Origin of the sequence: Paenibacillus faecis (assembly GCF_008084145.1) — a bacterium.
GTDB lineage: Bacteria > Bacillota > Bacilli > Paenibacillales > Paenibacillaceae > Fontibacillus > Fontibacillus faecis.
The window spans coordinates 422,366-437,480 of sequence record NZ_VSDO01000006.1; the positions used below are offsets into that span (position 1 = coordinate 422,366).

Annotated in this window: 15 protein-coding genes and 1 other annotated feature; of the genes, 3 read left to right on the forward strand and 12 right to left on the reverse strand. The window is 52.3% G+C overall.

What is annotated here, in order from left to right; translation table 11 throughout:
• Window positions 1-127: 127 nt before the first annotated feature.
• Window positions 128-1,012, reverse strand: a sequence feature (16S ribosomal RNA rRNA prediction is too short).
• Window positions 1,013-1,433: 421 nt separating this feature from the next.
• Window positions 1,434-2,312, reverse strand: coding sequence for a nucleotidyltransferase-like protein (locus FRY98_RS27105; RefSeq protein WP_148457818.1), 879 nt, complete (start codon window positions 2,310-2,312; stop codon window positions 1,434-1,436).
• Between the two features lie 120 nt (window positions 2,313-2,432).
• On the opposite strand from FRY98_RS27105, the gene FRY98_RS27110 reads away from it, so the two are divergent.
• Entirely contained in the window at window positions 2,433-2,834 is a 402-nt protein-coding gene (locus tag FRY98_RS27110; RefSeq protein WP_148457819.1) for a YgzB family protein, read from the forward strand.
• 28 nt (window positions 2,835-2,862) lie between these two features.
• Here FRY98_RS27110 and FRY98_RS27115 read toward each other — a convergent pair whose 3' ends face one another.
• The 8 genes from FRY98_RS27115 to FRY98_RS27150 form a co-directional block, all read right to left on the reverse strand.
• On the reverse strand, window positions 2,863-4,530 hold the full coding sequence (locus FRY98_RS27115; protein WP_148457986.1) for a glycosyl hydrolase family 18 protein: 1,668 nt from the start codon (window positions 4,528-4,530) through the stop codon (window positions 2,863-2,865).
• Window positions 4,531-4,680: 150 nt separating this feature from the next.
• Window positions 4,681-5,106 carry a peroxide-responsive transcriptional repressor PerR gene (gene perR / locus FRY98_RS27120; protein WP_148457820.1) on the reverse strand — a complete coding sequence of 142 codons (426 nt, stop codon included), beginning with the start codon at window positions 5,104-5,106 and terminating at the stop codon, window positions 4,681-4,683.
• A 139-nt stretch (window positions 5,107-5,245) separates the two neighbouring features.
• Entirely contained in the window at window positions 5,246-7,084 is a 1,839-nt protein-coding gene (locus tag FRY98_RS27125) for a DUF4097 family beta strand repeat-containing protein (protein WP_148457821.1), read from the reverse strand.
• 144 nt (window positions 7,085-7,228) lie between these two features.
• The gene (locus tag FRY98_RS27130) at window positions 7,229-7,696 is read right to left on the reverse strand and encodes a GNAT family N-acetyltransferase (RefSeq protein ID WP_148457822.1); all 468 of its coding nucleotides are present in this window, start codon (window positions 7,694-7,696) and stop codon (window positions 7,229-7,231) included.
• Between the two features lie 39 nt (window positions 7,697-7,735).
• Window positions 7,736-9,175, reverse strand: coding sequence for an Asp-tRNA(Asn)/Glu-tRNA(Gln) amidotransferase subunit GatB (gene gatB, locus FRY98_RS27135; RefSeq protein WP_148457823.1), 1,440 nt, complete (start codon window positions 9,173-9,175; stop codon window positions 7,736-7,738).
• Between the two features lie 24 nt (window positions 9,176-9,199).
• Window positions 9,200-10,654 carry an Asp-tRNA(Asn)/Glu-tRNA(Gln) amidotransferase subunit GatA gene (gatA, locus tag FRY98_RS27140; protein ID WP_148457824.1) on the reverse strand — a complete coding sequence of 485 codons (1,455 nt, stop codon included), beginning with the start codon at window positions 10,652-10,654 and terminating at the stop codon, window positions 9,200-9,202.
• 24 nt (window positions 10,655-10,678) lie between these two features.
• On the reverse strand, window positions 10,679-10,966 hold the full coding sequence (gene gatC, locus FRY98_RS27145) for an Asp-tRNA(Asn)/Glu-tRNA(Gln) amidotransferase subunit GatC (RefSeq protein ID WP_148457825.1): 288 nt from the start codon (window positions 10,964-10,966) through the stop codon (window positions 10,679-10,681).
• Between the two features lie 174 nt (window positions 10,967-11,140).
• A complete protein-coding gene (locus FRY98_RS27150; protein WP_148457826.1) occupies window positions 11,141-11,524 on the reverse strand; it encodes an ATPase in 384 nt (127 codons plus the stop codon).
• Window positions 11,525-12,315: 791 nt separating this feature from the next.
• On the opposite strand from FRY98_RS27150, the gene FRY98_RS27155 reads away from it, so the two are divergent.
• Window positions 12,316-12,657 carry a hypothetical protein gene (locus tag FRY98_RS27155; RefSeq protein WP_148457827.1) on the forward strand — a complete coding sequence of 114 codons (342 nt, stop codon included), beginning with the start codon at window positions 12,316-12,318 and terminating at the stop codon, window positions 12,655-12,657.
• Between the two features lie 150 nt (window positions 12,658-12,807).
• Here the strand turns inward: FRY98_RS27155 and FRY98_RS27160 are convergent, their stop codons facing one another.
• From FRY98_RS27160 to uptA, 3 genes are read right to left on the reverse strand one after another with little or no spacing between them, the layout of a single operon-like run.
• Entirely contained in the window at window positions 12,808-13,437 is a 630-nt protein-coding gene (locus FRY98_RS27160; protein WP_148457828.1) for an MBL fold metallo-hydrolase, read from the reverse strand.
• A gap of 6 nt (window positions 13,438-13,443) precedes the next feature.
• Window positions 13,444-14,010, reverse strand: coding sequence for a thioredoxin family protein (locus FRY98_RS27165; protein WP_148457829.1), 567 nt, complete (start codon window positions 14,008-14,010; stop codon window positions 13,444-13,446).
• Window positions 14,007-14,624 (reverse strand): undecaprenyl phosphate transporter UptA, encoded by a 618-nt coding sequence (gene uptA / locus FRY98_RS27170; protein ID WP_148457830.1) that lies wholly within the window; start codon window positions 14,622-14,624, stop codon window positions 14,007-14,009. Before uptA ends, FRY98_RS27165 begins: the two co-directional genes overlap by 4 nt.
• Window positions 14,625-14,785: 161 nt before the next feature.
• On the opposite strand from uptA, the gene FRY98_RS27175 reads away from it, so the two are divergent.
• Entirely contained in the window at window positions 14,786-15,097 is a 312-nt protein-coding gene (locus tag FRY98_RS27175; protein ID WP_148457831.1) for a dehydrogenase, read from the forward strand.
• The last annotated feature ends 18 nt before the right edge of the window (window positions 15,098-15,115 follow it).

Genomic DNA, 15,115 nt, shown 5'->3' on the forward strand with positions numbered 1-15,115 from the left:
ACCGGTCAGGGGGATGTCAAGACCTGGTAAGGTTCTTCGCGTTGCTTCGAATTAAACCACATACTCCACTGCTTGTGCGGGTCCCCGTCAATTCCTTTGAGTTTCAGTCTTGCGACCGTACTCCCCAGGCGGAATGCTTAATGTGTTAACTTCGGCACCAAGGGTATCGAAACCCCTAACACCTAGCATTCATCGTTTACGGCGTGGACTACCAGGGTATCTAATCCTGTTTGCTCCCCACGCTTTCGCGCCTCAGCGTCAGTTACAGCCCAGAGAGTCGCCTTCGCCACTGGTGTTCCTCCACATCTCTACGCATTTCACCGCTACACGTGGAATTCCACTCTCCTCTTCTGCACTCAAGCCACCCAGTTTCCAGTGCGACCCGGGGTTGAGCCCCAGGATTAAACACCAGACTTAAATAGCCGCCTGCGCGCGCTTTACGCCCAATAATTCCGGACAACGCTTGCCCCCTACGTATTACCGCGGCTGCTGGCACGTAGTTAGCCGGGGCTTTCTTCTCAGGTACCGTCACTCCGCTAGCAGTTACTCTAGCGGACGTTCTTCCCTGGCAACAGAGCTTTACGATCCGAAAACCTTCTTCACTCACGCGGCGTTGCTCCGTCAGACTTTCGTCCATTGCGGAAGATTCCCTACTGCTGCCTCCCGTAGGAGTCTGGGCCGTGTCTCAGTCCCAGTGTGGCCGTTCACCCTCTCAGGTCGGCTACGCATCGTCGCCTTGGTGAGCCGTTACCCCACCAACTAGCTAATGCGCCGCAGGCCCATCCGTAAGTGACAGATTGCTCCGCCTTTCCCAAGCCTCCCATGCGAGAAACTTGATTATCCGGTATTAGCTAACGTTTCCGCTAGTTATCCCGGTCTTACGGGCAGGTTGCCTACGTGTTACTCACCCGTCCGCCGCTAAGTTAATCAGGAGCAAGCTCCCGATTAACTCCGCTCGACTTGCATGTATTAGGCACGCCGCCAGCGTTCGTCCTGAGCCAGGATCAAACTCTCCAATAAAGGATCGGAAGGAGGCTCATACCCGAAGGTAATGAGGTGTTCCATCCGAGTGATGCTTTATTCGAAAGAGCCTTAGCTCAATCAGTTACTGACGAGAAAATTAATTCTCATAGGATGGATTTTCAACCGACACAGGGTCGATTTAAATTCCATCGTTTTAATACTCACTCGTTGTTCAGTTTTCAAAGATCAACTTCGTTTATTTTGTCATCGCTGTGTTTCAGCGGCGACTTTTATAATATATCATGTTCGCCTCATTTAAGTCAAGTACTTTTTTTCAAGTCATTTTTTTAAATCTATTTGACTTGCTTTTCAAGTCCTGTGTCTCTCAGGGGCGAGATCTAATTTAACACAGAATGAATAGAGCAGTCAACTATTTTTACAAAAGATTATTATTGGAAAAATCAGGTTGTTTATGCCCAATATCGTATTTCTCTGCCGCACACGGATGCGTCGCCGGAAATCACCGCTGATTGTTTAACGAGAGAGCGATATACAAGCTTTCGAATCATCATCGGCAGTTCTTCCCGGATATAGCCTAATTCCGGCAACTCCAGCAGTTCCTGAATACTCCACGCTTCCTTCCGGCTCCCCAGAATCCGCAAGAGCGGCGAACAACAGTCCTCCATCCTGGACATAACGGAAAATTCGCAAGCTAATAGCACCAGTTCAACGCGTTGTTCGAGGGTTTCCTTGCTGTCGGTAAGCTCGTCAAATAATTTGCGCACCACGGTATTTATGGATTGAGTTTGCTCCCAAACACGATCCCCCGGTACAATCCCCTCATCGATCAATTCGATGCGAGCATAATGTTTTAAGGATTGCAGGACGCAATAATAAGCATCCATGAAATCCTGTTCGTGGGCATAATGTTTGGCCTCCACATAAGTACGCAGAAATCCGGCAAATTCCTTTAGCTTCCGCCGTTCTCTCATCCCGCCGCCGAAACGGGTTAAATCTTTGCGCAACTCCGTCACTTTTCCTCCCACGTCCCAAATAACCTCCCCTTGCAGGAAACAATGCACGATATCGGGATGCTCACCGCTGACCACCCATTGCAGCAGCTCGTTTCGTCCGATGTACCTCATCTGATACTGCAGGGAGCCGCTTAAACAATGTTCAATCTGAATAAGGCTTGAATCCGTCTCTTCGCAGACCACCAATACGAGCAGCTCAAAATCATGCAGCAACGAGCCGCTAAACATACTGCCGGGGTGACGGAAGCCTACAGCTCCTAAAGCTTGATGACCGCTCTTCTCCTGGCTTTTAAAAGAAAAAAAGGTTGGCTCCACGTTACCCTCCTGGCTTGGCGTATTAATGCCGATTCGTTATAATATAGTTCTACGCTTCTTTAAAGTTTCCTTCTTCCATTTTGGAATGAGATTATTCAAAAGAATTGAGGTTTTATAAACATGTTCTTTAAATCCAGTAAGATTAATGAATTTCGTTTATGGGGCCTTCTGTTGACGATGTCCGGAATGGGACTGATGGTTCTGGGGACAGCAGGCATCGTTTTTTGGGGCCAATCCGGCAAGGTCATCGCCGGGATCGGCCTGGTGATCGGTTTGATTGCCATGATGGCCAGCATGGCCATCTATTTTTGGGCGGGGATGCTGTCGACTTCCGCCGTCCAGTTGGAGTGTCCGGAGTGCCACAAGCTGACGAAAATGTTGGGAAAGACGGACCGGTGCATGTTCTGCAAAACCATTTTGACCTTGGACCCGAGCCAGGCGACCATAACGGCGGAAGAAATAGAGCGCCAGCAAACACTCGGCCATTCCCCAGAGACTCACACGAACGTAAAAAAAGGTTGAACAAGGCTTCCCTTGTCCAACCTTTTTTTTATTTAGATATTTGCTGCAACACTTCCCATGCTTCATCGGCAGCAAAACTTCGGGTCCATGTTGCTACTCCCGCCAAACCCAGAGACTGCGCCAGTTCGACCCGCCGCTGCAGCGACGTCTTGTCCTCCAGCCAAATGCGGTTCAATGCGTTGTCTTCACGATACTCCACGTAGTTCTGTCCGGTTTCTTCCGACAAGGACGGTTTTAGCTTTTTCTCGCGGATCAAGCGCTGAGCTTTTTCCATGCCGATCGCTTTTGATTTCATTTTGACTTCCCCATCCTTGACCGTTTCCGTCCAAACCCGCGTATATAGCGGAATTCCGAGGATGAGCTGATCGGGGGATACGTCGTCCTCTTCCAAGATGCGGGTGACGGAAGAATGCACCCAAGGTAGCGAAGCCACCGAACCGGCTTCGGGACTGGAAGCCCAATGCTCGTCATAAGCCATCAGAATCAAATAATCGACGGCTTCGGCCAGCGCCCTTCGATCCAGAAAGGCGGACCACATCTCGCTGTTGGATTTCGGCGTTACATCGATGGAGACGACAAGCCCGTATTCCATGGCCAACGGCCGCAGCTCCCTCATAAATTGGGACAGATTAGGCCCGTCCTTCGTATGAACATTTTCATAATCAATATTAATGCCATCAAGATCATATAACTTGGCGTAATGCAGCATTTGAAGGATCGTGTTCATCCGGCTTTCAAAAGAAGACAGCGCCTCCGTCGTCAAGTCCGGATCAAAGCTATTGCTGAACAACCCCCAGACCTGCATCCCCTGATTATGGGCCCAGCGGACATAAGCCGGGTCCGCCTTGCTGCGGACGTTCCCGCTGCCGTCGACCAACGAAAACCAGGTCGGACTCACCACGTTCACCCCGGGCAATTTACCGATGGAGGAAGGCTTCGGAGCAACCTCGTAAACGGCCTCCCAGGTCATGTTGATCTTCTTGGCCTGCCATTTTTTCTTCGCCGGCGACAAGACCGGTTCAAGTTCGGGAACGGTACGATCCTCTCCGGCCACCGTGTCCTTTTGTTTTACATACCCCGTATATCCGTTATAAAGCTGGACATAATACCATTCATCCCGGGTATCCAGAAGCCTTAATTGGGTGCCTGGTTTCATATCGGCTAAAATAGGCGAGTGAATGCTCGGATCCGTCCGCAGCGGAACCGTAAAATCATCCTTTTTCGGATCTTCGCGAACAAGCCTGTGCTTGACCGTTTCACCCGGTTTCATGAGCAAAACCGCGCCGGAAGCGGCATCCTCATGCACTTCCATGCCGTACAGCTCCTTCAACAGATAGGCGGGGACATACAGAACGCCCTCCTTTTCCTCAGGAGCAAAGCGCAGGCTCATCGGCTTGTTATTGACTTTTCCCGTCTTCTCATTGGTTTTCAGCAAAACTAACTTTTTGGGCGTTGTCAAGATGACGGACTCGGATTCTTCCTCATATCGGATATGGGGATCAACTGCGGTTTGAATCATCGGAAGAGGCAGCTTAAGCCCGTCCCCCTCGCCTATAGCGCTCCCTTCCAGCAGTTCTCCTCCGACAAACATCGGTTTGGCAACCTTCCCTTTCCAATCCGGTTCCGTATGTTCCCGGTTCGGCAGGAATTCCGCTGAGTACCAGTACGCTCCAACCGCTAGGATCAACAAAGCCAGCAACCATTTCCCCCGGCCTCTCCGTCTGGATCTTCTGTGGAGCCTTTTTCTGCTGTTCAACGTTATATACCTCGCTTCTTAAAAAAATAAAACGTGAAGAAACTCCCGAAGGAATCCCTCACGTTTCTCAATACCCGCAGGTTGGCTGAATTATCGATTTCGGCAGGTTTCGCAAATTCCGTGCAGTTCCATCCGATGTCCATGGACGATGAAACCGGTCACCTCTTCGGCCTTCTGTTCGACTTCCATAAGGGATGGATAAGAGAAATCTTTGATTTTACCGCATTTTTCGCAAATGATATGATAGTGATCCGAAACATCCGCATCGAAACGGCTGGAATTGTCACCGTAGGTCAGTTCGCGAACCATTCCGGCTTCCATCAGCATCTTAAGATTGTTATATACGGTTGCCACGCTCATATTCGGAAAACGGGGCTCAAGCGCCCGGTAAATTTCATCCGCGGTCGGATGTCCCATGCTTTCCATAAGATAAGTTAAAATGGCATGACGTTGCGGCGTGATGCGTACACCGTTACTCTTCAACTGGTCTAGCGCATGCTGTACGCGTGTCGCCATAGTGCCCACCGCCTTTAAAATAATGCAAAAAAACACGCTTAAATAGATTTACAAATTTATTGTACGGTCATCACAAATCGTTTGTCAACGAACCTGCCGTTCCCACCGGGTCGGCACATCCCTTTTTAGATCAAGAGGTTCAGCGTTTGGTCACAATTAGGTCGCTGTTGCCATCCACCTTAATTTGATACTCCCCACTTCCGATGATTCCCTTCATCTCCTTGTTTTCGATGTAAAAAGGAAGATCGGTATCGATGTTGCCGTAACCGCTGGATCCCGCGAAGGTATAATTCCCGGTATCGGGAATCTCGATACGCATCTCGCCAACCGCACTATAAACGCTCCAATCTCCGCCGATCTCATCGGTGGAAACGTGAATTTTTCCATTAAGCGATTCCGCTTCAAGATTCAAAGGAACTCCATCGATCGTGATATTCCCGTTTTTGGTGCTGGTCTTGATCTCGGCTTCGGCATGAACCAGCGAAATATCGCCGACCATCGTGGAGAGCGAGGCATTGCCGTTAATGCCGTTCGCCTTCAAGCTGCCGCCTTGGGTGTCCACGCTCACATCACCGAATATCCGGTACAGCTCCGCGTTGCCGTTCAACGTCTTCGCCGAGACATTGCCGACCACATCCCAAAGCCGTAAATTTCCGTTCCCAGTCTGCAGTTTGATGGACTTCAAGGCTTGGACCCGGGTCAGCACCACATTCCCGCTGGAGGTATTGATGTCCAAATCCAAGAAGCGATTTTCCGGCAAAATGACGGTGAGATTTACCCGGGGATGACGCCTTCCGGATTCCCCATAGGTCAGATCCTTGACGGTAATCGCCAACGCTTTTCCGACGGAGGTATCGATCGTGGTCTTCTCTGCGATCTTTTCGGCTTCCTCGGTCTGGATTTGGTCTACCCAAACCGTGGAGCGGATCTGAATCCCTTCTATCTCGGCGCGCTTGATTTCAATATTGCCGTTGATGCCGTTAATATGAATCTGCTCGGTGTCCAAATCGATCGGAACCTCGATCACCGGCCGCTCCTCCCGAAACCCTTCCTCCATGCTAAACTCCGATCCGGCGGTAGCCAGGTCCAGGCTGACGCGATTCCATAGGTGAAGGTAATGGTCCTGCTGAGTAACCGCAAAAACCGAAAAACCGAGAAATACGGCGATGGCCATGCCCTTGATATCCGCGCGCATTCTTCGTTCCGGACGTTCCGTATGCCTTCTGTTTCGGATAAACACCACCGTGTATTCCACGCCGCTGGCGATCAGAACAACAGGCCACCAACGGGGCAGAAGCAGCAGCAAATCCCACCCGTTCATCCGGTCAATGAACAGCAGGACGCCTACCGCCATTAAAAGCGCCGAGGCGGTAAAGCGCCCCGTACGGATCAGGCGACGGCGGCACTCCCTCACGATCAGCCAACATCCGGCCAAGATAAGGGCAACCGAAACCGCATAACCCGCGGACCACTGGATGAAGCCTTCCAGCCAAGGCGGTTTTTGCCTGAACAGGAACAGGACCGCTCCCCCTGCCATCAGCAGGCCTCCCGCAACGATGCCGCGGCGAATCCCGCTATAGCCTTTTTCTGCTTTGCGCCCTTCCGGTAAGGCTTCCTCCGCTTCCGTTTGCGCGCGCTTTACCCTGGCGTTGACGACGTCCGTAGATTGCAGCACGTCATATATACTATAGAAATAAATGACCGGAATCATGAGGCCCAGCAAAATCAAAAACGGAACGTTAATCCCGGAGCGAACGGAAGAAAAATAAATCAGCGCCGAGGCGTCGAGCAGCACGCCATAGATCAAAAGGGCCCCTTTCGCGAACATCTTTAAATAGAGATGGCCCAAACCGGGAAATATCGCCCCGAGGAAACAGGCGATGAACTTGCGCTTTCGTCGTCTCGGCCGAAAACCGTAATTTCGAACCGTCTGTGCGCCGGGATGACGTCGTTGTTTTTTTACGGGTTTGTTATTCATCGCCATCTCCTTCCCCAGTAAATATATTTATATATTAGTATAATAATACCCTATTCTATTACTGCCTGTAATATGGAATAACTGGGCCCCGATAGACAAAAACACACCCTTCCGGCCGCATGGCCCAGAATAGGTGTGCTCGTGTTAAGTCCGATGAAAACGGAAAACCGTGAGTCCCGCGCCGGGTATGGATTTGACGCTCTCGCCCGGCATAAATCCGAACTTCCGGTACAATGAGACAGCAGGTTCATTATGGGTCCCCGCCGTAACGGCAAATGTTCGGATCTCCGGATGATGGTCGATCACATGTTTCAGCAAAGAAGCGCCGATCCCTTTGCGCAGATGATCCGGGTGGATCATCAACCGGGTAATTTCCAGGGTGTTTGCGGCGGTGTCCGCCGGAGCCGTCACAATCGCCCCGAGGAGTTCGCCATCCGCCGAAAGCACCCCGTAAAAATCCTCGTCACTGTTTCGAATGGACTCGAATGTTTCCGGCAGCGGCGGAACATCCCTTAATCCCATCGCCTCAGCCTCCAGACGGTAAGCCGCATGCTGGAGACTCCACAACTGCTCCACCGTGTCCGGATTCTGCAGCGATAGACGTACGATCATACGGATGCCCCCTTGACTGCTTCCGGCCGTTCCGGAATGCTAATCTTTCAGAACCTCGACCAATAGTTTGTTTACGAGTCCAGGGTTCGCTTTGCCCTTGCTTTGCTTCATGACTTGGCCTACGAGGAAGCCGATGGCTTTCTCCTTGCCCGCTTTATAGTCCTGTACGGAAGCCGGGTTGTTCGCCACCACTTCTTTGACGATTTCCAGAATGGCGCCTTCGTCGCTGATCTGCACCAGACCTTGCTCCTCGACGATCTGCTGCGGCAGCTTGCCGCTCTGCAGCATTTCCTTGAAGACCGTCTTCGCGATCTTCGAGCTGATGGTGCCTTTTTCGATCAGGTTGATCATTTCGCCGAGCCCTTGACCCGTCAGCTTCACTTGCGGAAGTTCCAATCCGTTGCTGTTCAGATAGCCGAGCAAATCGCCCATGATCCAATTGGATACGGCTTTGGCATCGGACGTATATTCGAGGCTGTTCTCGAACAAGTCAGCCAACGGCTTGGACGAGGTAATGACGCCGGCATCGTACTCCGGCAGTCCGTATTCCGCCGTATAACGGGCCTTGCGCGCGTCCGGAAGCTCGGGAATCGAAGCCCGGATCCGGTCTTTCCACGCCTGGTCGATATGGATTTTCACCAGATCGGGATCGGGGAAGTACCGGTAGTCGTGGGCTTCTTCTTTGCCGCGCATGGAGAAGGTTTTGCCTTGGGCTTCGTCCCAACGGCGCGTCTCCTGGACAACTTCGCCGCCTTCGTCCAAAATCTCGGCCTGACGGTACTGCTCATATTCCAGCCCGCGCACGACGCCGCGGAAGGAGTTCATGTTCTTAAGCTCGGCGCGAGTACCGAATTCCTTCTGTCCCCACGGACGAAGACTGATATTGGCGTCGCAGCGCATGGAGCCTTCCTCCATCTTCACGTCGGAAACCTCGCAATATTGCATGATCGCGCGCAGCTTCTCGAGATAAGCCCTCGCTTCTTCCGGCGAGGAGATGTCCGGTTCGGACACGATTTCCACCAGCGGAGTACCGACGCGGTTAAAATCGACCAAAGAAGCGTAGCCTCCGTCAACGTGCGTCAGTTTGCCGGCGTCCTCCTCGAGATGAAGGCGGGTAATGCCGATGCGCTTCGTACGCCCATCGACTTCGATATCGATATATCCGTTCTCCCCGATCGGTTGATCGTACTGGGAGATCTGATAAGCTTTGGGCGAGTCCGGATAAAAATAGTTTTTACGGTCGAATTTGCTGACATCGCCGATTTCACAGTTCAAGGCCATGGCCGCCTTCATGGCGTAATCCACCGCCTGGCGGTTCAAGACGGGCAGAACGCCCGGATGTCCCAAGCAGACCGGACAGGTGTGCGTGTTGGGCGGAGCGCCGAATTCCGTAGAACAGCCGCAGAAGATTTTGGTCTTCGTGTGCAATTCCACGTGCACCTCCAACCCGATTACCGTTTCATATTTGGATGTTGACATATTGACCCTCCTGTAAATCCCCCATTACAACGACGGGCGTTGTTTGTGGTGGTCCGTATGAGCTTCAAACGCATGGGCTACCCGAAGCACGCTGCTTTCGTCAAACGCTTTGCCGATGATTTGCAATCCGACCGGAAGGCCGTCCGCAAAGCCGCAAGGCACGCTGATCGCCGGAACGCCGGCCAGGCTGACCGGAATCGTCAGAATATCGTTAAGGTACATCGTCAACGGATCATCCACTTGCGATCCCAGCGGGAAGGCGGTGGTCGGTGCCGTAGGTCCGATAATAACGTCGTATTTCTCAAAAGTCTGGTCAAAATCGCGTTTGATCAAGGTGCGAACCTTTTGCGCCTTCAAATAGTAGGCATCATAATAACCCGAGCTGAGGGCATACGTCCCCAGCATAATGCGGCGCTTCACTTCCGGTCCGAAGCCTTGGCTGCGCGACTCCAGGTACAAATCCAGCAAGTTGCCCGCATGATCGGCGCGCACGCCGTAGCGAACGCCGTCAAAGCGCGACAGGTTGGAGGAGGCTTCCGAGGAAGCCAGCAGATAGTAGGCCGCGACCGCATATTCCGTATGCGGCAAGGACACTTCCTCCCAAACGGCGCCGAGCCCTTCGAGAACTTTCAGCGCAGCCATGACGGCATCCTTAACCTGAGGGTCCACGCCATCCAAATATTCCTTAGGCACCGCGATGCGCAGCCCCTTCACATCACCGGTCAACGCCTCCAGATAGTCCGGAATCTCGACATCGGCGGACGTGGAGTCTTTCGGATCATGCCCCGCAATGGCTTGCAGGACGTAAGCCGCGTCTTCGACGTTTTTCGTAATCGGACCGATTTGGTCCAGCGATGAAGCAAAGGCGACCAGCCCGTAGCGGGATACGAGACCGTAAGTCGGTTTCAAACCGACGACACCGCAATAGGAAGCCGGCTGGCGAATCGAGCCGCCGGTGTCCGAGCCGAGCGTAAAATAGGCTTCGCCCGCGGCTACCGCAGCGGCGGAGCCCCCGCTGGAGCCTCCCGGAACGCGGCTTAAATCCCAAGGGTTACGCACCGGGTGAAAGCTGGAATTCTCGTTGGACCCGCCCATGGCGAATTCATCCATGTTCAGCTTGCCGACCGTTACGGCTTCCGCCAACTTCAGCTTCGCAACTACCGTCGCGTCGTAAATCGGATCATAATTCGCCAAAAATTGACTGGCGCAAGTCGTGCGCAGACCTTCGGTCACCATATTGTCCTTGATTCCTACAGGCAGCCCAAAAAGAAGGCCTTTCTCTTCCCCGCCGGCCAATTTATTGTCGAGCCTTGCCGCTTCCGCGCGGGCCCCTTCTTCATTCAACGTTAAATAAGCGCCTACTTGTCCATCCCGCTCCGATATTTTGGCGAAAGCATCGCCCACCAAATCGGTCACGGACAGCTCCTTCTTGCTGAGCCGATTATGTACCTCCTGTAAACGCAAATCAAAAAGACTCACTGGCGCATCCTCCCTTCGTAATATCTATTCAAGTACCGCAGGCACTTTAAATTGCCCGTCTTCTTCGTCCGGCGCATTCCGGAATACCTTCTCCTGAGGCAGACTTTCGTGCACCTCGTCTTCGCGCATGACATTGCTGAGATGCAGGACATGGGTCGTCGGCTCCACGCCTTCCGTATCCAATTCATTCAGCTTGTCGGCATATTGTAAAATCGCGTTCAACTGTTCCGTGAACATTTCCCGCTCTTCGTCGCTCAAGTTCAACCGGGCCAGTTTGGCCACATGCTCCACGTCTTTTACCTGGATGCTCATTTGCTTTCCTCCTTAAACGTCCCTGCGGGGGCTGATTAGTTCATTCTACCATGACGATTCAGATGAATAAAATTATATTGTAGAAATTGGACGAGTTCAATCCGTTAACGCGAAACCTGGCGAAAGCCTGCGGAACAGCGGAACATACGAAAAAGAGCCGGCATCGCCGGCTCTTTATATCCATGCTCGCAAATTCACCTGTTTGATGAACTCGGCCTGAGACATAACTTCCTTTGTTGGTTCCTTCTGCCCATCCGCATCCTGATCGCCGCCATTCATTACATGCATAAACAGCTTCTCGTTATGCGTCGCCAGAGCGTAATCGATCAGCGCTTCCTTCGTAGTCCGCTCGGCTTCATACTCCAAAAGCAGTTCCTCGGACTCCACATCACTGGAGGGAACGTAGTAATTGCGTCCTGTCTTTGGAGCGCGGATCACGTAATCAAACGCATTATCCGGATTACGGTCGTAAGCAATAACGTAGCCATATTCCCCAACAGGAAGATTCTGCTCAAAAGCATCTCCGACGATTACGACTCTCTCTCCCAACTGCAGCATCGTCTACCTCCCTGATTTATTCATAAGTTATTTTTCTATCCTACTAAAAAAATCGGAGATGGGCAACATTTTGCAGGGAAGTCGAGCCGGGAGCCGCGAAAATTTTAGGATTTGTTCAATTTTCATAGAAGCGCATGTCGATACCAGGCCAAAAGGGCGTTTCATACAGCCCGCCTCCCAGTAAAGCCGAGTGCATAGGAGCGAGTGACAGCGGCTCGAAGAGGCGCTATAAAGCCGAGTGCGTCGAAGCAAATGATAACGCCAAAGAGGCGCTTTCAAGCCGAGTGCTTCGGAGCGAGTAATAGCGGCCCAAAGAGGCGCTATTTTGTCGAATTTGGCTCACCGGAGGGAAATAGCGGTCTAAAAAGGCCTTATTTTTGTGTAAATCGAGCCAAATCGTGATTTTCGGGCCCGAGCGATTACAATAAGGCCTCAAATGACCACTATTATCCTCGCGAAGCCAAATTGGGCCTGAATAGCGCCCCAAAAGGCCGCTAATGCGGTAGCAGCTGGCTCGAAGCTTGGGCGGGTGCAATAATGCGGCAGCTGAGGGTTAGGGAATGCGTGTTTACGGCTTGTCGCAGGAGATCGGCGGACTTAAGATGGGGACATTCACTTTAAGGGAAGGAGTATAGCCAGTGAAAATTCCGAATCGTCGCTATGGGGATGTCCCTATACTGCGATCCCCAAAAAACGCAAAAAAAGAACGCAAACCGGGACAATTCCTCAGCTTGCGTGCTTCGCAGGGTTAACAATATTTATAGACATGATTCTAACAAAGGACGGCAGGCTTGTCCAGTATTTTTGCACTTTTTGTGCAAAAATTTGTTGTAAAACCGCTTAAGAAGTCATTCGAATTGGCCATCGGCCAGCCCTCCCTTGGATCTCGGCAGATCGGCAAGGGCGTTTTGCGCTGTCATGGTGTCGAATTCGGCGGCTCCACATGGGCTAGCAGACTTACAGGCCGCATTCGACCGCAGTATAGGAAATTGCGGATGCGCCGAACGCCTTCGCCACAACGGTTTATGGGCGGCACCTGGCCAGGCTGGATGCCACGTCGGGGCGGGGCTCAAAAGATGCAAATATGCAGGAATTTCCGCCAAATTGTCGAGCCGTCCTACAAATTGATGTAAAACTGCAGGAATTTCCGGCCAAAGACTAGAGAGCGCTCTTTTCACGAGAAAAAGCCTGCAGATTTGCAGGAATTCTAAAAACTCAGCCCGATGCGAGCGAAAAAGATGCAGATTTGCAGGCATTTCCGACCATAGGCTCGATTAAACGCATCAACCCGAAACGTAAGGGTTGTTCGCCCGCTCGAATCCGATACTCGTTTTGGGACCATGGCCCGGATAGACCTTGGTTTCGTCGGCAAAACGGAACAAAGTGCCGCGAATCGAATTGTACAGGTCCGCCTCGCGCCCGCCGGGAAGATCCGTCCGCCCTACGCTCAATTTGAACAGGCAATCGCCCGAGAACAAATCGTCGCCGCAAAGAAAACTCACGCTGCCCGGGGAATGTCCGGGCGTATGGTATACCGTAAACTCGTGGCCGATCAGCTTAATCTTCTGTCCTTCGGCCAAATCAAACTCCGCCGGTTCGCACGCGATCGGCCCCGTCACCGTCGGCCACATCAAGGAACCGTTCAGTTTAGGGCTCGTCAGCCACTCGCTTTCCAAAGGGTGCAAGTAAACCGGGCAGCCCTTAAGCTTCCGAATCTCCTCCACGCCGCCGATATGATCGAAATGGGCATGCGTCAACAATATCGCTTCAATCTCCAATCCTTCAATTCTCCGCAGCAGAGGACCCGGATTCATGCCGGGGTCGATAATAACGGCCCGACCGTCGTCGTCCCCCCGAAGCAGATAAGCGTTCGTTTGCAAAGGTCCCAAAGAAAAGCTCTCTATTCGCAGCATATTATTCTACATTCCGGAGATCAGGGTGCGCAGCTCGCTGACGACCGAGGCGTTGACTCCGGCTCCTTCCTCATATTTCTCGGCCATCTTTTGGCGGACAGCTCCGATCTTCTCTTCATAATCTGGGGCCTCCCGGTCGGGATTCTCCTGTTTGAATTCCACCATCAACTCCTGGACATGGGCAGGCCGGGGTCCCCAGTGTCCAAGCACGTAACCGCCCGTATCGGCAAAAATAACAACCGGAACCGAACGCCCGCCCATGGTTAGAAAGTGATCCATCAGATCCTGATGTTCTTCCAAAATAAACACTTCCGTCTTCCATCCGGCCGTTTCGAGCACCCGGAACACCACCGGTACATTGCGGACGACGTCTCCGCACCAATCCGCCGCGAGAATCAGCACCCGCACGTCATCCCGGTAATTCAAACTCTCGAAAAATTCACGGTCCTCATCCCGGATCCAGGCAAAATTCGCATACCCCGCGGCAAAAGTCTCCTTGTTCCGTTCCATGCCCTCCATAAATTGCCGGGGCGTGATGCCCTTTCCGAATTTGTAAGCGACGTTGACACTCATTCCAATTCTCCTTTCTTTCGCGAGGTGCCGAACCATTTTACCAATAAATAAACGACAAGCAGCGCAAGGGCCACCAACAGAATCGGCATGATATACGCCCCGGCTTTCTCATCGATGTGTTTCCAATTTTCGCCCAGCAGCATACCCAGGTATACAAACAATACCGTCCATGGGATTACCGCCAGCGTGGTCAACAGCAGAAACTTGCCGACCGGCATTTTGGCCATCCCCGCCGGGATCGATATCGCATGTCTTGCAACCGGAATAAACCGGGCCGTAAAAATAACGCCGGGACCGTATTTGAGAAACCACGCTTCGGACACATCGATATGTTTCTTCTGAATCAAAATGTACTTGCCGAATTTCTCCAAAATCGGCCGTCCGCCGTAGCGTCCGATCCAGTAAATGAACAGTTGGGCGACCACCCCGCCGACCACGCCAAAAAAGACCGCACCTACAAAATTAATCGTTTTGAGATGTACCAGATAACCTCCATAGGCCAGTACGATTTCGCTGGGAATAACCTCAATCATCAGGCCGAGCATAATGCCGAAATACCCCAACTGCTGAATCCATTCAAAAAGAACGCCTATCACATTTGAAATCCATTCCACCTTGCCGTCCCTCTTCCCCTACATTTAAGCGCAAGGCTCAAATGTCTTTTTTCACCAGTCTATTCTATCATAGCGGGGGACATGCATCCACTCGCCCGTCCCGGCCAAAGTGTCTCCCGAGCCGACGGGCGCATATGCTGTTTCAAGAAGGAGGCGGGAACATGAACAACAAACCGGGGAAACACGCCGCGGCTTTGCCGACCCCCAGAAAAATCCGCCGAAGCTGCAGCAAAGAGCTCTACCGCACAATCAAACGGCTCGGCGTATATATTCCCGAAGAACGAATCAAGCAAGGTGAGGAACTCTATTATAAAAAAGTGATCGGAAACCTGCTGTGGATCGGCGAAAATATCAGCAACCGAAAGGTGCTCGCGGACTGGTGGGACGAAAGCGTCAGCGCCGAGCTCGCCGAATTGTGGCAAGTGGACCGGGACGCCCTCTCCAAAGCGTTTCGCCACGCGTTCGGCGGGTGAGGAGTCCCGGGAGGCGGC

Coding starts and splice junctions, on each gene's coding strand:
- FRY98_RS27110 (WP_148457819.1), top strand. CDS start 2,433: ATGTTCTTTAAATCCAGTAAGATTAATGAATTTCGTTTATGGGGCCTT.
- perR (WP_148457820.1), bottom strand. CDS start 5,106: ATGGCGACACGCGTACAGCATGCGCTAGACCAGTTGAAGAGTAACGGT.
- FRY98_RS27125 (WP_148457821.1), bottom strand. CDS start 7,084: ATGAATAACAAACCCGTAAAAAAACAACGACGTCATCCCGGCGCACAG.
- FRY98_RS27130 (WP_148457822.1), bottom strand. CDS start 7,696: ATGATCGTACGTCTATCGCTGCAGAATCCGGACACGGTGGAGCAGTTG.
- gatB (WP_148457823.1), bottom strand. CDS start 9,175: ATGTCAACATCCAAATATGAAACGGTAATCGGGTTGGAGGTGCACGTG.
- gatC (WP_148457825.1), bottom strand. CDS start 10,966: ATGAGCATCCAGGTAAAAGACGTGGAGCATGTGGCCAAACTGGCCCGG.
- FRY98_RS27150 (WP_148457826.1), bottom strand. CDS start 11,524: ATGCTGCAGTTGGGAGAGAGAGTCGTAATCGTCGGAGATGCTTTTGAG.
- FRY98_RS27160 (WP_148457828.1), bottom strand. CDS start 13,437: ATGCTGCGAATAGAGAGCTTTTCTTTGGGACCTTTGCAAACGAACGCT.
- FRY98_RS27165 (WP_148457829.1), bottom strand. CDS start 14,010: ATGAGTGTCAACGTCGCTTACAAATTCGGAAAGGGCATCACGCCCCGG.
- FRY98_RS27175 (WP_148457831.1), top strand. CDS start 14,786: ATGAACAACAAACCGGGGAAACACGCCGCGGCTTTGCCGACCCCCAGA.